Source organism: Erwinia sp. ErVv1, assembly GCF_900068895.1.
In the GTDB taxonomy this organism is placed as follows: domain Bacteria; phylum Pseudomonadota; class Gammaproteobacteria; order Enterobacterales; family Enterobacteriaceae; genus Erwinia.
Window position 1 is genome coordinate 24,198 of record NZ_CDPK01000022.1, and the last position, 22,423, is coordinate 46,620.

At 53.4% G+C, this 22,423-nt stretch carries 19 protein-coding genes, 2 pseudogenes and 1 riboswitch; of the genes and pseudogenes, 14 read left to right on the plus strand and 7 right to left on the minus strand.

Annotated elements, in window-relative coordinates; all coding sequences use genetic code 11:
* Positions 1–27: 27 nt before the first annotated feature.
* From A1830_RS23555 to A1830_RS22835, 13 genes and pseudogenes are all read left to right on the plus strand, one after another.
* A pseudogene (locus A1830_RS23555) lies at positions 28–405 on the plus strand (hypothetical protein); the annotation flags it as partial.
* Positions 406–674: 269 nt separating this feature from the next.
* Complete coding sequence (secE, locus tag A1830_RS20255; RefSeq protein ID WP_067710300.1) at positions 675–1,058, plus strand: preprotein translocase subunit SecE; 384 nt, start codon at positions 675–677, stop codon at positions 1,056–1,058.
* Between the two features lies 1 nt (position 1,059).
* Positions 1,060–1,605 carry a transcription termination/antitermination protein NusG gene (nusG, locus tag A1830_RS20260; RefSeq protein ID WP_067710302.1) on the plus strand — a complete coding sequence of 182 codons (546 nt, stop codon included), beginning with the start codon at positions 1,060–1,062 and terminating at the stop codon, positions 1,603–1,605.
* Between the two features lie 192 nt (positions 1,606–1,797).
* Positions 1,798–2,226, plus strand: a complete 429-nt coding sequence (gene rplK, locus A1830_RS20265) for a 50S ribosomal protein L11 (RefSeq protein WP_067710304.1) — start codon at positions 1,798–1,800, stop codon at positions 2,224–2,226.
* A gap of 3 nt (positions 2,227–2,229) precedes the next feature.
* Entirely contained in the window at positions 2,230–2,934 is a 705-nt protein-coding gene (gene rplA / locus A1830_RS20270; protein WP_067710306.1) for a 50S ribosomal protein L1, read from the plus strand.
* A gap of 374 nt (positions 2,935–3,308) precedes the next feature.
* Positions 3,309–3,812: a 50S ribosomal protein L10 gene (rplJ, locus tag A1830_RS20275; protein WP_067710307.1), complete on the plus strand. Its 504-nt coding sequence runs from the start codon at positions 3,309–3,311 to the stop codon at positions 3,810–3,812.
* A 66-nt stretch (positions 3,813–3,878) separates the two neighbouring features.
* The gene (gene rplL / locus A1830_RS20280; protein ID WP_067710309.1) at positions 3,879–4,244 is read left to right on the plus strand and encodes a 50S ribosomal protein L7/L12; all 366 of its coding nucleotides are present in this window, start codon (positions 3,879–3,881) and stop codon (positions 4,242–4,244) included.
* 322 nt (positions 4,245–4,566) lie between these two features.
* Positions 4,567–8,595 (plus strand): DNA-directed RNA polymerase subunit beta, encoded by a 4,029-nt coding sequence (gene rpoB, locus A1830_RS20285; protein ID WP_067710311.1) that lies wholly within the window; start codon positions 4,567–4,569, stop codon positions 8,593–8,595.
* 137 nt (positions 8,596–8,732) lie between these two features.
* Positions 8,733–12,953, plus strand: coding sequence for a DNA-directed RNA polymerase subunit beta' (gene rpoC, locus A1830_RS20290; RefSeq protein ID WP_067710313.1), 4,221 nt, complete (start codon positions 8,733–8,735; stop codon positions 12,951–12,953).
* Positions 12,954–13,111: 158 nt separating this feature from the next.
* Positions 13,112–13,534 carry a hydroxyisourate hydrolase gene (gene uraH / locus A1830_RS20295; protein ID WP_067710315.1) on the plus strand — a complete coding sequence of 141 codons (423 nt, stop codon included), beginning with the start codon at positions 13,112–13,114 and terminating at the stop codon, positions 13,532–13,534.
* A 349-nt stretch (positions 13,535–13,883) separates the two neighbouring features.
* On the plus strand, positions 13,884–14,354 hold the full coding sequence (tssD, locus tag A1830_RS20300; RefSeq protein WP_067710317.1) for a type VI secretion system tube protein TssD: 471 nt from the start codon (positions 13,884–13,886) through the stop codon (positions 14,352–14,354).
* A 37-nt stretch (positions 14,355–14,391) separates the two neighbouring features.
* On the plus strand, positions 14,392–14,751 hold the full coding sequence (locus tag A1830_RS21920; RefSeq protein ID WP_073981073.1) for a tlde1 domain-containing protein: 360 nt from the start codon (positions 14,392–14,394) through the stop codon (positions 14,749–14,751).
* Positions 14,752–14,804: 53 nt separating this feature from the next.
* Positions 14,805–15,257, plus strand: a complete 453-nt coding sequence (locus A1830_RS22835; RefSeq protein WP_156485055.1) for a hypothetical protein — start codon at positions 14,805–14,807, stop codon at positions 15,255–15,257.
* A 114-nt stretch (positions 15,258–15,371) separates the two neighbouring features.
* Here A1830_RS22835 and thiH read toward each other — a convergent pair whose 3' ends face one another.
* From thiH to A1830_RS20335, 7 genes and pseudogenes are all read right to left on the minus strand, one after another.
* Positions 15,372–16,499 (minus strand): 2-iminoacetate synthase ThiH, encoded by a 1,128-nt coding sequence (thiH, locus tag A1830_RS20305; RefSeq protein ID WP_067710319.1) that lies wholly within the window; start codon positions 16,497–16,499, stop codon positions 15,372–15,374.
* Entirely contained in the window at positions 16,496–17,272 is a 777-nt protein-coding gene (locus A1830_RS20310; RefSeq protein ID WP_067710321.1) for a thiazole synthase, read from the minus strand. The genes thiH and A1830_RS20310 overlap by 4 nt, the downstream gene beginning before the upstream one ends.
* Before the next feature lies 1 nt (position 17,273).
* On the minus strand, positions 17,274–17,474 hold the full coding sequence (thiS, locus tag A1830_RS20315; RefSeq protein ID WP_067710323.1) for a sulfur carrier protein ThiS: 201 nt from the start codon (positions 17,472–17,474) through the stop codon (positions 17,274–17,276).
* Positions 17,458–18,219 (minus strand): HesA/MoeB/ThiF family protein, encoded by a 762-nt coding sequence (locus tag A1830_RS20320; protein WP_067710325.1) that lies wholly within the window; start codon positions 18,217–18,219, stop codon positions 17,458–17,460. Before A1830_RS20320 ends, thiS begins: the two co-directional genes overlap by 17 nt.
* Positions 18,220–18,278: 59 nt before the next feature.
* On the minus strand, positions 18,279–18,923 hold the full coding sequence (gene thiE / locus A1830_RS20325; protein ID WP_067710327.1) for a thiamine phosphate synthase: 645 nt from the start codon (positions 18,921–18,923) through the stop codon (positions 18,279–18,281).
* Positions 18,924–18,931: 8 nt separating this feature from the next.
* Positions 18,932–20,692 (minus strand): annotated as a pseudogene (thiC, locus tag A1830_RS20330) (phosphomethylpyrimidine synthase ThiC); the annotation flags it as partial.
* A gap of 142 nt (positions 20,693–20,834) precedes the next feature.
* Positions 20,835–20,935: riboswitch (TPP riboswitch) on the minus strand.
* 122 nt (positions 20,936–21,057) lie between these two features.
* Positions 21,058–21,564 (minus strand): Rsd/AlgQ family anti-sigma factor, encoded by a 507-nt coding sequence (locus A1830_RS20335; RefSeq protein WP_067710329.1) that lies wholly within the window; start codon positions 21,562–21,564, stop codon positions 21,058–21,060.
* A gap of 83 nt (positions 21,565–21,647) precedes the next feature.
* Here A1830_RS20335 and nudC point away from each other — a divergent pair, with 83 nt between their 5' ends.
* A complete protein-coding gene (gene nudC, locus A1830_RS20340) occupies positions 21,648–22,421 on the plus strand; it encodes an NAD(+) diphosphatase (protein WP_067710331.1) in 774 nt (257 codons plus the stop codon).
* Positions 22,422–22,423: the final 2 nt, after the last annotated feature.

The window sequence follows — 22,423 nt, forward strand, 5'->3', positions numbered from 1 at the left end:
CAGGTTCTGGCTAAGCCAGGCTCAATCAAGCCACACACCAAATTTGAGTCAGAAGTTTATATTCTGTCCAAAGATGAAGGCGGCCGTCATACTCCGTTCTTCAAAGGCTACCGTCCACAGTTCTACTTCCGTACAACTGACGTGACCGGTACCATCGAACTGCCAGAAGGCGTTGAGATGGTCATGCCTGGTGACAACATTCAGATGATNTTCTACTTCCGTACAACTGACGTGACCGGTACCATCGAACTGCCAGAAGGCGTTGAGATGGTCATGCCTGGTGACAACATTCAGATGATTGTTACCCTGATCCACCCAATCGCAATGGATGACGGCCTGCGTTTCGCCATCCGTGAAGGTGGTCGTACCGTTGGTGCGGGTGTTGTTGCTAAAGTTATTGCCTAATCGCTGATAATATTTGACGCAACACACATGAAAAGGGCATCATTTGATGCCCTTTTTGCACGCTGTAACATAGAACCTGACTCATCAGTGATTTTCAGCCATAATCATTGCTGAGACAGGCTCTGTAGCACGGCGTTAAACCCATCAGTTTCACGTCGCGGCTTGAAAAATGAAGGGATATGCCGGGTTTCGCCTAACAGCATCATTCGGTTCGGTTGCCTCGTTTTACGGGGCAAAATAGTTTCTGATATATTGTGGCAGGTTGGTTTATGAGTGCTAATACCGAAGCTCAAGGGAGCGGACGCGGCCTGGAAGCGGTAAAATGGTTAGTGGTGGCGCTACTGCTTATCGTGGCTATCGTCGGCAACTACTATTATCGTGAGGTCATGCTGCCGCTGCGAGCGCTGGCCGTTGTTGTATTGATTGCTGTTGCTGGCGGCATCGCTTTGCTAACGGCGAAAGGCAAGTCTACGCTGGCATTTGCCCGTGAAGCGCGCACCGAAGTTCGCAAGGTCATTTGGCCGACTCGCCAGGAAACGTTGCACACCACGTTAATCGTTGCCGCGGTTACCGCCGTGATGTCACTGATTTTGTGGGGACTGGATGGTATTCTGGTCCGTCTGGTATCGTTTATCACTGGCCTGAGGTTCTGAGATGTCTGAAGCTCCAAAAAAGCGCTGGTACGTCGTTCAGGCGTTTTCCGGTTTTGAAGGCCGCGTAGCTCAATCGCTGCGCGAGCATATCAAGTTGCATAACATGGAAGAACTGTTTGGCGACGTCATGGTTCCAACCGAAGAAGTGGTTGAGATCCGCGGCGGCCAGCGTCGTAAGAGCGAACGCAAGTTCTTTCCAGGCTATGTTCTGGTACAAATGGTCATGAATGATGCAAGCTGGCACCTGGTGCGCAGCGTGCCCCGCGTGATGGGATTCATTGGTGGTACTTCCGATCGCCCGGCACCTATCAGCGATAAAGAAGTTGATGCAATCATGAACCGCCTGCAGCAGGCTGGTGATAAACCACGTCCGAAAACGCTGTTTGAGCCAGGTGAAATGGTTCGCGTCAGCGATGGTCCGTTTGCTGACTTCAACGGTGTTGTTGAAGAAGTGGATTATGAGAAAAGCCGCCTGAAAGTTTCTGTATCCATCTTTGGCCGCGCAACGCCGGTTGAGCTGGACTTTGGGCAGGTAGAAAAAGGCTGATATTCATTGTGAACACCGCTTAAACGCAGGCTCAGGCCTGGAAATTAAGTGCGTGACCGGAATATGAGTTGCGAGAGGCGCGAAATTGCCATACAATTTCGCGCCTTTTGTTTTTATGCGCTGCTGAAGCGCGTGAAATATTAATCACGGGGAGCTCCATCTGGAGCGCTTGAACCCAATAGAGGAAATATCATGGCTAAGAAAGTACAAGCCTACGTCAAGCTGCAGGTTTCAGCCGGTATGGCTAACCCAAGTCCACCGGTTGGTCCAGCACTGGGTCAGCAGGGTGTTAACATCATGGAATTCTGTAAAGCGTTTAACGCCAAAACAGATTCCCTGGAAAAGGGTCTGCCAATTCCGGTAGTTATTACCGTTTATTCTGACCGCTCTTTCACCTTCGTTACCAAAACGCCTCCAGCAGCAGTTCTGCTGAAGAAAGCGGCAGGTATCAAGTCTGGTTCCGGCAAGCCGAACAAAGACAAAGTAGGTAAAGTATCGCGTGCTCAGGTACGTGAAATCGCAGAAACCAAAGCTGCGGACATGACTGGTGCTGACCTGGAAGCGATGACTCGCTCCATCGAAGGTACTGCTCGTTCCATGGGCCTGGTAGTAGAGGATTAAGAAATGGCTAAGCTGACCAAGCGCATGCGCGTGATCCGTGACAAAGTTGATTCAACTAAACAGTATGACATCAACGAAGCTGTTGCTCTGCTGAAGGAACTGGCGACGGCTAAGTTCGTAGAAAGCGTTGACGTAGCGGTAAACTTAGGGATTGATGCCCGTAAATCCGATCAGAACGTTCGCGGTGCAACTGTACTGCCACACGGTACTGGCCGTTCCGTTCGCGTTGCCGTATTTGCTCAGGGTGCTAACGCTGAAGCTGCTAAAGCTGCGGGCGCTGAACTGGTAGGTATGGAAGATCTGGCAGACCAGATCAAAAAAGGCGAAATGAACTTCGACGTTGTTATCGCATCTCCAGATGCAATGCGCGTTGTTGGCCAGCTGGGCCAGGTTCTGGGCCCACGCGGTCTGATGCCTAACCCGAAAGTGGGTACCGTAACGCCAAACGTTGCTGAAGCTGTGAAAAACGCTAAAGCCGGTCAGGTTCGTTACCGCAACGACAAAAACGGCATCATCCATACCACCATCGGTAAGGTTGATTTCGATACTGACAAACTGAGAGAAAACCTGGAATCCCTGCTGGTTGCGCTGAAAAAAGCGAAACCTTCACAGGCGAAAGGCGTTTTCATCAAGAAGGTTAGCCTGTCCACCACCATGGGCGCAGGCGTTGCAGTTGATCAGGCTGGCCTGAACGCTGTAGCGAACTAATCTGCTTTACGTGGGCGAAAATTTCGACTAGAATCTTTCGCCCATTGTTCTGTTAATATACAGGACCTCTAATCGAGTCATTCAGGTTGCAGCAGCCCACGTAGCAGCGGCTTGAAGAACGAAGTATTAGAAAGAATTTTCGGTTGGAGCCTGGCCTTATCCAGGCCTCCGTCCAAGACCGCAGGTGTTTTAACCTCGTTAGAGGTATAAAACTTAATTTCCTGCGTAGACGGTGACAGAACCTGAAGAATATATTTATAGTCTTTGCTGGATTCTGCTCACCGTGTTTCAGCGTCTGTCTGTGGTAACACAGTTCAGGCGAAGTGAGTTCCGGGGAAATCCATCCCCGGCCAAAAATCCAGGAGCACAAGCTAATGGCCTTAAATCTTCAAGACAAACAAGCGATTGTTGCTGAAGTCAGCGAAGTAGCCAAAGGCGCGCTGTCTGCGGTAGTTGCGGATTCTCGTGGCGTTACCGTAGATAAAATGACCGAACTGCGTAAAGCAAGTCGTGAAGCTGGCGTATACATGCGTGTTGTTCGTAACACCCTGCTGCGCCGCGTCGTTGAAGGTACTCAGTTTGAGTGCCTGAAAGACACGTTAACCGGTCCAACCTTGATTGCATACTCTATGGAACATCCGGGCGCTGCTGCTCGTCTGTTCAAAGAGTTCGCGAAAGCGAATGCAAAATTCGAGGTTAAAGCTGCCGCCTTTGAAGGCGAGTTAATCAGTGCGGATCAGATCGACCGCCTGGCAACTCTGCCTACTTACGATGAAGCAATCGCACGCCTGATGGCAACCATGAAAGAAGCCGCTGCCGGCAAACTGGTTCGCACTCTGGCTGCTGTACGCGATCAGAAAGAAGAAGCTGCTGCTTAATCGCCAGCCTTTCTTTTCCGTTCATTTGCTAACGTATAAATTACTTTCTGAATTTAGGAACACGAAATGTCAATCACTAAAGACCAAATCATTGAAGGCGTTGCCGCTCTGTCTGTAATGGAAATCGTTGAACTGATCTCCGCTATGGAAGAGAAATTCGGCGTTTCAGCTGCTGCTGCTGTTGCAGGTCCTGCTGCTGCTGCTGAAGCTGTTGAAGAAAAAACCGAATTTGACGTTGTACTGAAAGCTATCGGCGCAAACAAAGTTGCCGTGATCAAAGCAGTACGTGGCGCAACCGGTCTGGGCCTGAAAGAAGCTAAAGATCTGGTTGAGTCTGCACCTGCTGCCCTGAAAGAAGGCATCAGCAAAGACGACGCAGAAGCACTGAAGAAAACTCTGGAAGAAGCTGGCGCAGAAGTTGAAGTTAAATAAGCCTGCTCTACAGACTGCAGCCTGATTTTCCGGGCTGATGGCTGGTGACTTTTTGGTCACCAGCCTTTTTGCGCTTTACAGCGTCAATGGTGTTTCACACTGTTTAACCATTGATTTGCTTAATATCTTTTTCTATCGACGCCTTAATATACTGCTTTCCCGCACGGCGCTCTGCCGGGCAATGGCAGCGAAATGATTTAAGAGTGATAGAAAGATGTATTACGGAAGGCGTCTGCCTTTCCGGCCAACAAAATAGTGTCGCATGAACTGTCCCCCCCGGACGGACAGAGAGGTTCTACTTTTCAGCGAGCTGAGGAACCCTATGGTTTACTCCTATACCGAGAAAAAACGCATTCGTAAGGATTTTGGAAAACGTCCACAAGTTCTGGACATTCCTTATCTCCTTTCCATCCAGCTTGACTCGTTCCAGAAGTTCATCGAGCAAGATCCGGAAGGTCAATATGGTCTGGAAGCCGCATTCCGTTCCGTATTCCCTATCCAAAGCTATAGCGGTAACTCTGAGCTGCAGTACGTCAGCTACCGTTTAGGCGAACCTGTATTTGATGTGAAAGAGTGTCAGATTCGTGGCGTCACGTATTCTGCACCCCTGCGCGTAAAACTGCGCCTGGTGATCTACGAGCGCGAAGCGCCGGAAGGCACCGTTAAGGACATCAAAGAACAAGAAGTTTACATGGGCGAAATTCCGCTCATGACCGATAACGGTACCTTTGTGATCAACGGTACGGAAAGGGTTATCGTTTCTCAGCTGCATCGTAGTCCTGGCGTCTTCTTTGACAGCGATAAGGGTAAAACCCACTCATCGGGTAAAGTGCTGTATAACGCACGTATCATCCCTTACCGCGGCTCATGGCTGGATTTTGAATTCGATCCAAAAGACAACCTGTTCGTCCGTATTGACCGTCGTCGTAAGCTGCCCGCAACCATCATTCTGCGCGCGCTGAACTACACAACAGAACAGATCCTCGACCTGTTCTTTGACAAAGTTGTGTTTGATATTCGCGACAACAAGCTGCAGATGGAGCTGGTTCCTGAGCGTCTGCGCGGTGAAACCGCTTCCTTCGATATCGAAGCTAACGGCACCGTGTACGTTGAGAAAGCCCGCCGCATTACTGCACGTCATATTCGTCAGCTGGAAAAAGATGGCGTTGAGCACATCGAAGTTCCGGTTGAATATATCGCGGGCAAAGTCGTTGCCAGGGATTATATCGACGAAAGCACCGGCGAACTGATTGTCGCGGCGAACATGGAGCTGTCGCTGGACCTGCTGGCCAAGCTGAGCCAGGCCGGTCACAAGCGTATTGAAACGCTGTTCACCAACGATCTGGATCACGGCGCTTACATGTCCGAAACCGTACGCGTCGACCCAACCAGCGATCGCCTGAGCGCGCTGGTTGAGATCTACCGTATGATGCGTCCTGGTGAGCCACCAACGCGTGAAGCGGCTGAAAACCTGTTCGAGAACCTGTTCTTCTCCGAAGACCGCTACGATCTGTCCGCGGTGGGTCGTATGAAGTTCAACCGTTCTCTGCTGCGTGACGAGATCGAAGGTTCCGGTATCCTGAGCAAAGACGACATCATTGAAGTGATGAAGAAGCTCATCGGTATCCGTAACGGTATTGGCGAAGTGGATGATATTGACCACCTCGGCAACCGTCGTATCCGTTCCGTTGGCGAAATGGCTGAAAACCAGTTCCGTGTTGGCCTGGTGCGCGTAGAGCGCGCGGTGAAAGAGCGTCTGTCTCTGGGCGACCTCGACACCCTGATGCCACAGGACATGATCAACGCCAAGCCGATTTCGGCTGCCGTTAAAGAGTTCTTCGGCTCCAGCCAGCTGTCACAGTTTATGGACCAGAACAACCCGCTGTCGGAGATTACGCACAAACGTCGTATCTCCGCACTGGGTCCAGGCGGTCTGACGCGTGAGCGTGCAGGCTTTGAAGTTCGAGACGTTCACCCGACTCACTACGGTCGCGTGTGCCCAATCGAAACGCCTGAAGGTCCAAACATCGGTCTGATCAACTCCCTGTCTGTTTATGCACAGACTAACGAGTACGGTTTCCTGGAAACCCCATACCGTCGCGTTATCGACGGCGTGGTGACCGACGAAATTCATTACCTCTCCGCTATTGAAGAGGGTAACTACGTTATCGCTCAGGCGAACACCAACCTCGACGACGAAGGTCACTTCGTAGACGACCTGGTGACCTGCCGTAGTAAAGGCGAATCGAGCCTGTTCAGCCGCGATCAGGTTGACTACATGGACGTTTCCACCCAGCAGGTGGTTTCCGTCGGTGCGTCACTGATCCCGTTCCTGGAGCACGATGACGCCAACCGCGCATTGATGGGTGCAAACATGCAACGTCAGGCGGTTCCTACTCTGCGTGCTGATAAGCCGCTGGTTGGTACCGGTATGGAACGCGCGGTAGCGGTAGACTCCGGTGTAACAGCCGTAGCGAAACGTGGTGGTACCGTTCAGTACGTGGATGCGTCTCGTATCGTTATCAAAGTTAACGAAGACGAAATGTACCCGGGCGAAGCGGGCATTGATATCTATAACCTGACCAAGTACACCCGTTCTAACCAGAACACCTGTATCAACCAGATGCCGTGTGTCAACCTGGGTGAACCGATTGAACGTGGTGACGTGCTGGCCGACGGTCCTTCAACGGATCTGGGCGAACTGGCACTGGGTCAGAACATGCGCGTCGCGTTCATGCCGTGGAACGGCTATAACTTCGAAGACTCCATCTTAGTCTCCGAGCGCGTGGTACAGGAAGATCGCTTCACCACCATCCACATTCAGGAACTGGCGTGTGTGTCTCGCGACACCAAGCTGGGGCCAGAAGAGATTACCGCTGATATCCCTAACGTGGGTGAAGCTGCGCTCTCCAAGCTGGATGAATCCGGTATCGTTTATATCGGTGCTGAAGTGACCGGTGGCGACATTCTGGTTGGTAAGGTTACGCCAAAAGGCGAAACCCAGCTGACACCAGAAGAGAAGCTGCTGCGTGCTATCTTCGGTGAGAAGGCATCTGACGTTAAAGATTCTTCTCTGCGTGTACCGAACGGCGTATCAGGCACCATTATCGACGTGCAGGTCTTTACCCGCGATGGCGTGGAAAAAGACAAGCGCGCGCTGGAAATCGAAGAGATGCAGCTGAAGCAGGCCAAAAAAGACCTGTCTGAAGAACTGCAGATCCTCGAAGCCGGCCTGTTTAGTCGTATCAACTACCTGCTGGTTTCCGGCGGTGTAGAGGCCGAGAAGCTGGAAAAACTGCCGCGCGAGCGCTGGTTAGAGCTTGGTCTGACCGACGAAGACAAGCAAAACCAGCTGGAGCAGCTGGCAGAGCAGTACGACGAACTGAAGCGCGAGTTTGAGAAAAAACTCGACGCGAAGCGCCGCAAAATCACTCAGGGCGATGACCTGGCACCTGGCGTGCTGAAAATCGTGAAAGTGTATCTGGCCGTTAAACGTCAGATCCAGCCTGGTGACAAAATGGCAGGTCGTCACGGGAACAAAGGTGTTATCTCCAAGATCAACCCGATCGAAGATATGCCATACGATGAGAACGGTACGCCGGTCGATATCGTACTGAACCCGCTGGGCGTACCATCACGTATGAACATTGGACAGATTCTTGAAACCCATCTGGGTATGGCTGCTAAAGGTATCGGCGAGAAAATCAACGCCATGCTTAAGAAGCAGGAAGAAGTGTCTAAGCTGCGTGAATTTATTCAGCGCGCGTACGATCTGGGCACCGATGTGCGTCAGAAAGTCGATCTGAATACCTTTACCGACGACGAAGTGTTGCGTCTGGCTGAAAACCTGAAGAAGGGTATGCCAATCGCAACGCCGGTGTTTGACGGTGCGAAGGAGAGCGAGATCAAAGAGCTGCTTCAGCTCGGCGGCCTGCCTTCTTCCGGTCAGATTACCCTGTTCGATGGCCGTACCGGCGAACAGTTCGAGCGTCAGGTTACCGTTGGCTATATGTACATGCTCAAACTCAACCACTTAGTGGATGACAAAATGCATGCACGTTCTACCGGATCCTATAGCCTCGTGACTCAGCAGCCGCTGGGTGGTAAGGCGCAGTTCGGTGGACAGCGCTTCGGTGAGATGGAAGTGTGGGCACTGGAAGCATACGGTGCCGCTTATACCCTGCAGGAAATGCTGACCGTGAAGTCTGATGACGTTAATGGCCGTACCAAGATGTATAAAAACATCGTGGACGGTAACCATCAGATGGAACCGGGCATGCCGGAATCCTTCAACGTACTGTTGAAAGAGATCCGCTCGCTGGGTATTAACATCGAGCTGGAAGACGAGTAACCCCTGTCGATGGCAGGCTGTGGCCCTGGCCGCAGCCTGCAGGAAAACGGGTAAAGCACTCGAATATGTACTGGTTACAGGACGCCCGGGTCACTCCGGGCATTCCTGAGAAGTCTCACTCCGACGGGAGCTAATCCGTGAAAGACTTACTTAAGTTTCTGAAAGCGCAAACTAAGACCGAAGAGTTTGATGCGATCAAAATTGCTCTGGCCTCGCCAGACATGATCCGTTCCTGGTCTTTTGGTGAAGTTAAAAAGCCGGAAACCATAAATTACCGTACGTTCAAACCAGAACGTGATGGGCTTTTCTGTGCGCGTATTTTCGGGCCGGTAAAAGACTACGAGTGCCTGTGCGGTAAGTACAAGCGCCTGAAGCATCGCGGTGTGATCTGTGAGAAGTGTGGCGTTGAAGTTACACAGACCAAGGTACGTCGTGAGCGTATGGGTCACATTGAGCTGGCCTCTCCGACTGCGCACATCTGGTTCCTGAAATCGCTGCCTTCGCGCATCGGTTTGCTGCTGGATATGCCACTGCGTGACATCGAACGCGTGCTGTACTTCGAATCCTATGTGGTTGTTGAAGGCGGCATGACCAACCTTGAGCGTCGTCAGATCCTGACTGAAGAGCAGTATCTGGACGCGCTGGAAGAGTTCGGTGATGAATTCGACGCAAAAATGGGTGCGGAAGCGATCCAGGCCCTGTTGAAAAACATGGATCTGGAGCAGGAATGCGAACAGCTGCGTGAAGAGCTGAACGAAACCAACTCCGAAACCAAGCGTAAAAAACTGACCAAGCGCATCAAGCTGCTGGAAGCGTTCGTCCAGTCTGGCAACAAGCCAGAGTGGATGATCCTGACCGTGCTGCCTGTGCTGCCGCCGGACCTGCGTCCGCTGGTACCGCTGGACGGTGGCCGTTTCGCAACCAGCGATCTGAACGATCTCTATCGTCGCGTGATCAACCGTAACAACCGCCTGAAGCGCCTGCTGGACCTAGCTGCACCTGATATCATCGTACGTAACGAAAAACGTATGCTGCAGGAAGCGGTCGATGCCCTGCTGGATAACGGCCGTCGCGGTCGTGCTATCACCGGTTCGAACAAGCGTCCGCTGAAATCGCTGGCCGATATGATCAAAGGTAAGCAGGGTCGTTTCCGTCAGAACCTGCTGGGTAAACGCGTAGACTACTCCGGACGTTCGGTTATCACCGTTGGTCCATACCTGCGCCTGCACCAGTGTGGTCTGCCGAAGAAAATGGCACTGGAGCTGTTCAAACCCTTTATCTACGGCAAGCTGGAACTGCGTGGTCTTGCTACCACCATCAAAGCCGCCAAGAAAATGGTCGAGCGCGAAGAATCCGTCGTCTGGGATATCCTGGATGAAGTGATTCGCGAACACCCGGTCCTGCTGAACCGTGCACCAACCCTGCACCGTCTGGGCATCCAGGCGTTTGAGCCGGTACTGATCGAAGGTAAAGCTATCCAGCTGCACCCGCTGGTTTGTGCGGCCTATAACGCCGACTTCGATGGTGACCAGATGGCTGTTCACGTACCGCTGACGCTGGAAGCCCAGCTGGAAGCGCGTGCGCTGATGATGTCTACCAACAACATCCTGTCGCCAGCGAACGGTGAGCCAATCATCGTTCCTTCACAGGACGTTGTACTGGGTCTGTACTACATGACCCGCGACTGTGTTAACGCCAAAGGCGAAGGCATGGTGCTGACTGGCCCGAAAGAAGCGGAGCGTATTTACCGCGCCGGTCTGGCCTCTCTGCACGCTCGCGTTAAGGTGCGTATCACCGAGCACGAGAAAAACGAGCGGGATGAGTGGGTTGCTAAAACCAGCATCATCGATACAACCGTTGGTCGCGCCATCCTGTGGATGATCGTGCCTAAAGGTCTGCCTTTCTCCATCGTCAACCAGGCGCTGGGCAAGAAAGCTATCTCTAAGATGCTGAACACCTGTTACCGCATCCTGGGCCTGAAGCCGACCGTTATCTTTGCTGACCAGACCATGTACACCGGTTTTGCCTATGCAGCCCGCTCCGGCGCGTCTGTTGGTATCGACGACATGGTTATCCCAGAGAAGAAAGCGGAAATCATCACTGAAGCGGAAGCGGAAGTGGCTGAGATCCAGGAACAGTTCCAGTCTGGTCTGGTAACAGCGGGCGAACGCTATAACAAAGTGATCGATATCTGGGCTGCGGCCAACGAACGCGTTGCTAAAGCGATGATGGAAAACCTCTCTACCGAGCTGGTCATTAACCGTGACGGTGAAGAAGAGCGTCAGGTTTCCTTCAACAGCATCTTTATGATGGCTGACTCCGGTGCGCGTGGTTCTGCTGCTCAGATTCGTCAGCTGGCGGGTATGCGTGGTCTGATGGCGAAGCCAGATGGCTCTATCATCGAGACGCCAATTACCGCGAACTTCCGTGAAGGTCTGAACGTACTCCAGTACTTCATCTCCACGCACGGTGCGCGTAAAGGTCTTGCGGATACCGCACTGAAAACCGCGAACTCCGGTTACCTGACCCGTCGTCTGGTTGACGTGGCGCAGGATCTGGTGGTAACCGAAGATGACTGTGGTACCCATGAAGGTATCATGATGACTCCGGTTATCGAGGGTGGTGATGTTAAAGAACCTCTGCGCGAGCGCGTACTGGGCCGTGTAACGGCTGAAGACGTCATCAAGCCGGGCACCGCCGACATTCTGCTGCCACGCAACACCCTGCTGCACGAACAGCAGTGTGACCTGTTGGAAGAGCACAGTGTCGACAGCCTGAAAGTTCGCTCCGTTGTAAGTTGTGAAACTGACTTCGGCGTGTGCGCCCACTGTTATGGACGCGATCTGGCGCGTGGTCACATCATCAACAAAGGTGAGGCCATCGGCGTTATCGCAGCACAGTCCATCGGTGAGCCGGGTACTCAGCTGACCATGCGTACGTTCCACATCGGTGGTGCGGCATCGCGTGCGGCAGCCGAATCCAGCATTCAGGTGAAGAACAAGGGTACGCTGAAGCTGATCAACGCTAAGTCGGTTACCAACTCAGCCGGCAAGCTGGTCGTTACCTCGCGTAACACCGAGCTGAAGATGATCGACGAATTTGGTCGTACCAAAGAGAGCTATAAAGTTCCTTACGGTTCAACCATGGCGAAAGGTGACGGCGAGCAGGTTGCAGCGGGCGAGACCGTAGCAAACTGGGATCCGCACACCATGCCGGTTATCACCGAAGTGAGCGGTTTCATTCGCTTCACCGATATGATCGACGGCCAGACCATTACCCGTCAGACTGATGACCTGACCGGTCTGTCATCTCTGGTAATCCTCGACAGTGCTGAACGTACTGCGGGTGGTAAAGATCTGCGTCCTGCGCTGAAGATCGTTGATGGTAACGGCAACGATGTGATGATCCCAGGTAGCGACATGCCTGCTCAGTACTTCCTGCCGGGCAAAGCGATTGTTCAGCTGGAAGATGGCATCAAAATCAGCTCGGGTGATACCCTGGCCCGTGTTCCACAGGAATCCGGCGGTACCAAGGATATTACCGGTGGTCTGCCGCGCGTTGCGGATCTGTTCGAAGCCCGCCGTCCGAAAGAGCCGGCAATCCTGGCTGAGATCAGCGGTATCATCTCCTTCGGTAAAGAGACTAAAGGCAAGCGTCGTCTGGTGATCACACCAATTGATGGCAGCGAGCATTACGAAGAGATGATTCCGAAATGGCGTCAGCTGAACGTGTTCGAAGGTGAGCGCGTTGAACGTGGTGATGTGGTTTCCGATGGTCCAGAGTCTCCACATGACATTCTGCGTCTGCGTGGCGTGCATGCGGTGACCCGTTATATCACTAACGAAGTGCAGGAAGTTTACCGCCTGCAGGGCGTTAAGATTAACGATAAGCACATCGAAGTCATCGTGCGTCAGATGCTGCGTAAAGCAACGATTGCCAGCGCGGGCGGTACTGACTTCCTCGACGGCGAGCAGGTTGAATTCTCACGCGTTAAAATTTCTAACCGTGAGCTGGAAGCCAACGGCAAAATCGCAGCAACCTTTGCGCGCGATCTGCTGGGTATCACCAAAGCGTCCCTGGCGACAGAGTCCTTTATCTCTGCTGCCTCGTTCCAGGAAACGACGCGCGTACTGACCGAAGCAGCCGTAGCGGGTAAACGCGACGAACTGCGCGGCCTGAAAGAGAACGTAATCGTGGGTCGTCTGATCCCAGCCGGTACCGGTTACGCTTATCATCAGGATCGTATGCGCCGTAAAGCAGCGGGCGAAACGCCTGTTGTTCCTCAGGTGACCGCAGATGAAGCGTCTGCCAGCCTGGCAGAACTGCTGAACGCAGGCCTTGGCGGTAAAAACGACTAATCGTTTCTATCGTTGATGAATAAAAACCGCTCTTCGGAGCGGTTTTTTTATGCCTGCGATTCAGGTCGTGCGGAGTATTTTACAAATTGTGCGCCGCGGCATGTGATAGCTAGCGTTGTTGCTATATTTAGCTAGCAATCATTTAATGGAGATAAACGATGAAATTTACCCGTCATGCACTGCTGCCCGCTCTGATCCTTACCTCACTTTCCGCAGGCGCAGCCGATACCACGACGACACCCAATCCTCTCAGCGTGCATGTGCTGAACCTGCAAACCGGTGTGCCAACGGCGGGCGTCAAGGTTGAGCTTGAACAACAGCAAAAGACAGGCTGGGTAAAGCTCGCTTCGGGGACCACAGACAGTCATGGTCGCATTGCTGCGCTCTATCCGGCAGGGGAAGCAATGCCAGCCGGAGATTACAAAGTGGTGTTCAAAACTGGGGAATATTATAAAGGTATCGGGCAACCGACTTTTTTCCCGGAGATACCGGTGGTGTTTCACGCAGAGAAAAGCGGTGACCACTACCATATTCCGCTCCTGCTCAGCCAGTATGGTTATTCCACCTACCGGGGTAACTAAGCCGCTGCGTATTATATAGCTGTGAAGTCGCCAGGTGATGGCATATGACTGGCGTCGTACGATGAGGGCAGGGCCAGCGAGGGAAAAACGAACTGGCCCTGGTCAGCATTCTCGCCAACCCGGACAGTTTAGCGTCGCCACCGGCTGTGACCAGTGGTAGTGCGGCTGCTTGCGAAGCCGCTCCAGAAAGTATTAACGGCGTTGCGTGCGGCCTCGATGGTTAGGAGATTGGATCGTTTCTTTCAGGCGAACATAACCGTGGAGGGTGGCACGCTTCTTGATATTTCTTTACTAACGTTACAGTACCCATATAATAACTAATGGATTTTAACTTAAAAGGATTTTTTAAATGGCTATACCCGTTTATCTCTGGCTCTATGATGATGCCGGAAACTTGATCAAAGGTTCTGTTGATGTTTCTGGTCGTGAGCATAGCATTGAAACCGTTGTTTTGCGTCATATGGTAGAACTACCTACGGATAACAACACAGGGAAAATTACTGGAACGAGAGTTCACGAGCCAATTAGTTTTGATAAAGAAATAGATTCTTCTTCTACCTATTTATATAAAGCATTAATCACGAGTAGAAATCTAAAATCAGCAGAGTTTAAATATTACCGCATTAATTATTCTGGAAAAGAAGAACACTATTTCTCGATTATTCTTGAAAAGGTTAAAGTCGAATCTATTACCTCTCTAATGTATGATATTAGAGATGATTACGGTGGAAATAAAAATCATCTTGAATGCATTGATTTAGGTTATGAAAAAATAACATGGCATTTTATAGATGGTAATATCATTCATTCTGATAGTTAGGGAGAATGAGCTGCTTGATTAATTAAAGGAGTGGGTTATGACATGGACTTATAAACAAAGCACTGGTGAGATTTTTCACAATAGCACTTTTATTGAAAAAGGTTATGCAGGGCGAATGACTAATAAAAATAATCCAGATCGTCAACAGGTGAAAGGATTAGGCCCATTACCTCAAGGAACCTATCGCATATCAGGACAATCAAGATCTAAAGGCCCAATGACCATTATACTTGTTCAAACATCAGGTGATACTTTTGGTAGAAGCGCCTTCCGTATTCACGGTGAAAGAGTTTATGGTGTTCCGGGATGGGCATCTGAAGGTTGTATCATTATGGGGCCGGGAACACGCAGACGTATACTTGACTCAAATGATACTCGTCTGGAAGTTGTAAGATGAGGTGCTTTCATACTGCAACTGTAACATTGGTATTTTCATGCGCCTGTAATACTATGGCTACTAATTATTTAAATGTAGATAGTATTATTAATAGTGTTGATAAAGGTGATCATAATGCATTAAATGATGTTCCATTACTAACGGGAAATATAAGCACAGAAAAAAGCAATGCGTTAAGAAATGCACTTACTCATTCACTTATTATATCGACACCTGAAACACTTGATGCTTTAAATTCTGTGGATAAATTAATAGTTCTAAATGGTCATTCTCCTGTAAGAGATAAGTTTGGAACAGACTCTGTTTGCTCTTATGTCATCGATAGTAATAAGTATGATAAAGAGTCTTTTATGACCTATTATTCAATTGCCAGGCTACATCTTGAAAAAACGGGTGATAAAGGAAAATCCTGTCTTGATTTAATGAGTTCTTCAATAGAAGAAACAATCTATCAAGATAAACAGGGTAAAATGAAATGGGGCGTTGAGAAATACGGTTTTGATTGAATACAGCCCCGCAAGGGGCTATTTAACCTGATCAAGCTGTTCAAAACCACGCTGTAGAGCCGTTAAGTAAGCGACTGGCCGACCCTATAAATAATTAGGTGCGCCAGGTTCATGTTATTGCGAAACACGTCCTAAATAACTATCCCAGTCCTTCCACACCGGTTGTAATCCGGCCTTCATCAGCGCATTCGCAACCTCTTGCGGATGGCGGTTATCGTGCGGAGAAAATTGCTCCAGTTCGGTTTGCTGTTCAGCGTAGCCCCCGGGCTGGGTTTTTGAAAAGGCGCTGATCGTATTGATTGCCAGCGGCACCACCCGATCGCGGAACTGGGGCGATTCGCGTGTGGAAAGTGACTGTTCCACTTCGGGCGCGAACAGGCGAAAAGCGCAAATTGCCTGCACCAGCTGCGCTTCGTTCATCAGTGAGGCTGGCTGAATGCCGCCCGCGCAGGGACGCAGGCGGGGAAACGCCACCGAATAGCGGCTCTGCCAGTAGTTTTTTTGCAGCCACAGCAGATGTTCTCCCATCATAAAACAGTCAGTGCGCCAGCTGTCTGACAGGCCAATCAGCGCACCCAGGCCAATCTTATCAATACCGGCGCGTCCCAGACGATCGGGCGTTTCCAGTCGGAAGAAAAAGTCCTGCTTATTGCCCTTCAGGTGGTGCTGGCTATAGACTGCTGAGTGATAGGTCTCCTGATACACCAGCACCCCATCCAGCCCCAGCGTTTTTAACTCGGCGTACTCCTCTTCTGCAAGGGGCTGCACCTCCATCATCAGTGAACTGAAGCACGCGCGGATGGCGGGAAGATGCTGACGAAAATAGTCCATCCCGACCTTTGTCTGATGCTCGCCGGTAACCAGCAGCAGCTGATCGAAGCCCATTGCGCGGATGGCCGCGCACTCCCGCTTAATCTCGTCTGCATTCAGCGTCTTACGCCTGATGCGATTACTCATGGAGAAGCCGCAATAGGTGCAGTCATTGGCGCACAGGTTGGACAGGTATAGCGGCACGAACAGATTGACGGCGTGACCGAAGCGCTGCCGGGTTAGCTGCCGGGCCTTCTGCGCCATGGGTTCCAGCCAGGCTTCCGCCGCGGGGGAGAGCAGCGCCATCAGATCCTCAGGGCCTGGTCTCGATGCGTTCAGCGCCCGCTCCACGTCAGCGGCCGTTTTGCTGTGGATCCGCAGGCTTATATCATCCCACTCCAGCGTTTCCCATCGGGAGATAAAGCTTTTCACTGGGCTTCTCCCTTTGTCAGAAAGGCCGTTAACGGGCTGGTGGGCTGCGCCTGCTGATGTCGGCTACCCAATCCGCTGCGCCGCGCCAGCGCGCCTGCTTCTACGGCCAGCCTGAATGCGCGCGCCATCTGTATCGGATCCTGAGCCGACGCCATCGCCGTATTCACTAACACCGCATCTGCGCCCATCTCCAGCGCCTCGCTGGCGTGGCTGGGTGCGCCGATACCGGCATCCACGATCACCGGCACGCTTGCCTGTTCGATAATCAGCGTCAGGAAATCGCGTGTCTTAAGCCCCTGATTGCTACCAATCGGTGCACCGAGCGGCATGATTGCCGCACAGCCCACCTCTTCCAGCCGCCGGCACAGGACCGGATCGGCATGGCAGTAGGGCAGAACGGTAAACCCCTCTTTCACCAGCGCTTCGGCGGCCTTAAGCGTTTCAATGGGATCTGGCAGCAGATAGCGCACGTCGGGATGGATCTCCAGCTTGAGCCAGTGGGTTCCCAGCGCTTCGCGTGCGAGCCGGGCGGCAAAAATAGCTTCTTCTGCGGTTTTAGCACCGGACGTGTTTGGCAGCAGCTGGACGCCGAGCGCCTGCAGGGGCTTAAGTATGCCGTCATCCCCGCCGCGCAAATCTACGCGCTTCATCGCCAGGGTAACCAGCTCCGCACCGGATTCACGCAGTGAATTCAGCATTACCGTCGGGCTGGAAAATTTACCCGTTCCGGCCAGCAGGCGTGACGTAAACGTTTTATCCGCAATAGTAAACATATCAACCTCCGGCAATGGCCTGGAAAATCACCAGCTCATCGCCCTCCTGCAAATGAAAAGATGCCCAGCGGTCGCGAGGGATAATCTGCTGATTAACCGCCAGCGCCGTACCCGGCTGATGGCGGGAAAGCTGTTCGAGCAGTTCAACCAGCGTGGGCGAACCGTTCAGGGTCATGCTGCTGTCATTAATGGTGATGTTCATCGCGGCCTCCACATACCGGGCACGCAGCGCTACGTTCGAGAGTTAGCGTGCGCCAGGTCTGCTGTCGGCCATCGAAAAGCCGCAGCTTCCCCGCCAGCGAGGAACCCTGACCGGCGAGCATCTTTAGAGCTTCCAGCGCCTGAAGCGTACCCATCACGCCGACCACCGGGCCCAGCACGCCTGACGTACGGCAGTTGCGCTGTGGCTCCGTCTCATCGGGCCACAGGCAGCGATAGCAGCCATGACTGAAGGGCGGGGTTAACACCAGCAGCTGACCGCCGAATCCCACGGCGCTGGCGCTGATCAGCGGTTTGCTGCGCTGTATGCAGGCGGTGTTAATCGCCTGACGGGTTTGCATATTGTCGCTGCAATCCAGCACCAGATCGGCCATCGCCACCGCCTCCTGCAAGTTACTGTCATCCATACGCTCCTCCAGTACGATAAATCCCACCTGAGGGTTCAGTGCCTGGAGCTGCGCTTTCGCGACCTGCGCTTTTGACAGGCCCGTCTCGCGGCTGCGAAACAGGATCTGGCGCTGCAAATTGCTGATATGTACCTTGTCGTCATCGGCCAGCAGCAGTGTCCCAACCCCGGCAGCAGCAAGATAGAGCGCCGCAGGCGATCCCAGGCCGCCCAGGCCGATAATCAGGACGCTGGCGGCCTGAAGTTTGCGCTGCCCTTCAGGACCGAACTCCTCCAGCAGCAGCTGGCGGCTGTAACGCATAAAATCACCGTCACTGAACATGCTGTGCGCCTCCCGACCCGGCCAGGCGCTGATGGCTGACAGGTACTAAACGCGGGTTGCTATACATGCTCTGTACCCCCCGGTCCCGCCAGCTGCAATAGCTGCGCGGTGGCTTCCTGCCAGCTGTCGGCCTGCGTAATGGCGCTGACTACGGCGATACTCCCCACGCCGGTTGCCAGCACGGCAGGCGCGCGGCTGAGGCTGATACCGCCAATGGCCACCGTTGATACGCCCTGCAGGCGCGAAAGATGACGCTTAAGCTCTTCTATGCCCTGCGGGGAGGAGGGCATCTGTTTAGTGAGGGTCGGAAAAACATGGCCGAGGGCGATATAAGATGGCTGCTCCTTCAGGGCACGATCCAGTTCGGCGTCATCGTGCGTCGAAAGCCCCAGGCGTAGTCCGGCACGATGAATGGCATCCAGGTCGGCGACGTCCAGATCTTCCTGACCCAGATGTACGCCATAGGCCTGATACCCGATCGCCGTCTGCCAGTAATCGTTGATAAACAAACGCGCCCGGTAGCGCCTGCCCAGGGCGATGGCAGCGGCAATCTCATCTTCCACCGCCGCTTCCGGCCGATCTTTAATCCGCAGCTGGATGGTGCGTACGCCCGCATCCAGCAGGCGCTCAATCCAGGCGACCGTTTCAACGACCGGGTAGAGACCCAGCCGGGCTTCGGTTAAGGGAAACGGACCACGGCTCATACTTTGTCCTCCTGCTTCGCCGCGTAATCACGCACTTCCTGGGAAATTTTCATGGAGCAGAATTTAGGTCCGCACATTGAACAGAAATGGGCAACCTTGCCGGACTCCTGCGGCAGCGTCTCGTCGTGATAGCTGCGGGCGGTATGGGGATCGAGCGCGAGATTGAACTGATCTTCCCAGCGGAACTCGAAGCGCGCTTTCGACATGGCGTTATCGCGGATCTGCGCGCCGGGATGTCCTTTAGCCAGATCGGCGGCGTGGGCCGCTATCTTGTAGGTAATCAGTCCCTGCTTCACATCTTCTTTATTCGGCAGGCCAAGGTGCTCTTTGGGCGTGACGTAGCACAGCATCGCGCAGCCGAACCAGCCAATCATGGCCGCGCCAATACCCGAGGTAATGTGATCGTAGCCCGGCGCGATATCCGTAGTCAGAGGGCCAAGGGTATAAAACGGCGCCTCGTGGCAGTGTTCCAGCTGCTCGGTCATATTGTGACGGATCATCTGCATCGGCACATGTCCCGGGCCTTCGATCATCACCTGCACGTCGTACTCCCAGGCAATCTTCGTCAGCTCGCCCAGCGTGCGCAGCTCGGCAAACTGCGCCTCGTCATTTGCATCCTGAATTGAGCCAGGACGCAGCCCATCGCCCAGCGAGAGGGACACGTCATAGGCCGCGCAGAGTTCACATATCTCGCGGAAGTGCTGATAAAGAAAGCTCTCCTTATGATGCGACAGACACCATTTCGCCATAATCGAACCGCCGCGCGACACGATGCCCGTCAGGCGTTTCGCCGTCATGGGCACATAGCGCAGCAGGACGCCTGCGTGGATCGTGAAGTAGTCCACGCCCTGTTCCGCCTGTTCCAGAAGGGTGTCGCGGAAAATCTCCCAGTTCAACGCTTCCGCCACGCCGTTGACCTTCTCCAGCGCCTGATAGATGGGCACGGTGCCGATGGGTACCGGGCTGTTACGCAGGATCCACTCGCGCGTTTCGTGAATATTACGACCGGTGGAGAGATCCATGACCGTGTCGGCTCCCCAGCGCGCTGACCAGACCAGCTTCTCGACCTCTTCCTCAATGGAGGAGCTGACCGCAGAGTTGCCGATATTGGCGTTAATTTTGACCAGGAAATTGCGGCCGATAATCATTGGCTCGGATTCAGGATGATTGATGTTGGCAGGAATGATGGCGCGCCCGGCGGCGACCTCCTGCCGCACAAATTCCGGCGTGATGTCCTGCGGCAGATGCGCACCAAAGCTGTTGCCCGGATGCTGCTGGCGAAGCACCTCACCGCGAATGCGCTCGCGACCCATATTCTCTCGCAGCGCAATAAACTCCATCTCCGGCGTGATCCTGCCCTGTCGGGCATAGTGCAGCTGGGTGACGCAGTGGCCGGGCATCGCCCGTCGGGGGAGGGGACGGTGTTCGAAGCGCAGGTGATCCAGCCCTTCATCGGCGAGACGCTGCTGCGTGTAGGCTGAGCTGAGCGTCTCAATCGTTTGCGTGTCGGCGCGTTCACCAATCCAGCCCTCGCGTAACCGGGGCAGGCCCGCATGAACATCAATGCTGGCCTCTGGATCGCCATAGGGGCCGGCAGTGTCATAAACCGGCACGGGCTCATTATCTTCATATCGGGGGGCGTCTTTGCTGCCGCCGACTCGGGTTGGACTGAGCTGGATTTCACGCAGGGGAACGCGAATATCGGGACGTGATCCCTCAAGCCAGATGCGCGTTGAGTGAGGAAAGGCGGTGCCCTGGAGGGAGTCGATAAACTGTTGAGCCTGCGCGCGCTGTTCGCGGCGGGNTTTTCAAAGTCAGACATAGCATGTTCCTGATAAATCGGGAAAAGATGCTTGTCCGGAGTTCGGAGGAGTAAGCGCAAAGTGTGGGTAAACAGCAGCACACCCTGACTGAAAAGTTACTCTTGTTCCCTACGCAGGTATTAACCTGGTCAGGTTCCGCGGATCCCGAATTAACGGTCTCAGCCCCTAAGGGCACTCCGACAAGAAGAATTCTGGTCTCCCGGGGGAGAACCAGAACGGCGGTAACGGCGGCAGCCGCGCGTTACGCCATTGCCCCCTCAGCATAGGGGGCCTTTTTTGAAACTACAAGGATTTTACAAACGGATAACGTTTCAGGCGGGACGGGCCAGGGCAGAATCGTTAGCGGCCTGTGGGGTATCCGCCTGCTTGTCCAGCGCCAGCTGTATAAACTTATCTTCCAGCGTGAAGCGGGCTTCCAGCGCTTCGCCCACTTCAGAGAGCGCGTTCTGGAACTCAAGATAGTTATCGTGATCGATAGCCGTTTCCAGATGAGTATCATAAACCTGCATAATCTCAGCCGTGTTCGCCTGAAGCGCCGGATAGATCAGCGCGGCCTTAGCCAGCTGCTCGCTGCCTTTCATCTCTTCGATAAAGCGCTCGTACACCGTAAAGTGACCAGTGGAGAGATAATCGACCAGACGCTGACAAAAGGTATCCAGTGCGTTTTCATCGAGCGGAGTATGGGATTCCTTGTTAGGCTTAATGCCAACCATTTGATAATAGGCAACCAGTAACTGCTTGCGGGATTGCAGACAAAAGTCCACCAGGCCACTACACCCGGCAACGCGTGCGGTCAGGACTTCTAGTTGGTTGAGCATGTGTGACTCCGAAAGTGATATTTTAAGTGCCCGATCCCAATCCCGTTACGCAGAAAGCCGATTTAGCTGAGGATGTGCAATTTATGGAAGTTGAGATTTCAAGCGTAGACGCTGGCTGGTGGGTTGTCAGTCACGAACATAAACTATGGCTGCCGAAAGGTCAATTGCCGCAGGGAAGTGCGCAGGAATTAGGCCTGGTTGGGTCAAAAGCTATGCGGATCGGTGAATGGCAGGGCGAGCCGGTGTGGCTGATACGCGATAGCCGTCCGAATGAGATGGGCACTCTGCGACAGATCCTCGACGGCGATGTCGGCCTGTTCCAGCTGGCGGGGCGCGGGATCCAGCTGGCTGAGTTCTACCGCTCTCATAAGTGGTGCGGCTACTGCGGGCATGAAATGCACTCAAGCAAAACCGAGTGGGCCAGCCTGTGCGGTCACTGCCGGCAGCGATACTATCCGCAGATTGCCCCCTGCATTATTGTCGCCATTCGTCGCGGCAAGGAGATCCTGCTGGCGCAGCATACTAAGCACCGCAACGGCATCTACACCGTGCTGGCCGGGTTTGTCGAAGTGGGTGAAACGCTGGAGCAAACCGTCGCGCGTGAAGTCATGGAGGAGAGCGGGTTAAAAGTGAAAAATCTGCGCTATGTCTCCTCTCAGCCATGGCCGTTTCCCCAGTCGCTGATGATGGCATTTATGGCCGACTATGAAAGCGGTGACATACACATTGATCCCAAAGAGCTGCTGGATGCGGCCTGGTATCACCATGAGGCGCTGCCCCAGCTTCCACCGCCCGGTACCGTGGCGCGGCGGCTGATCGAGGATACCGTGGCGCTTTGCCGCGCTGAAGCGGAATGAAT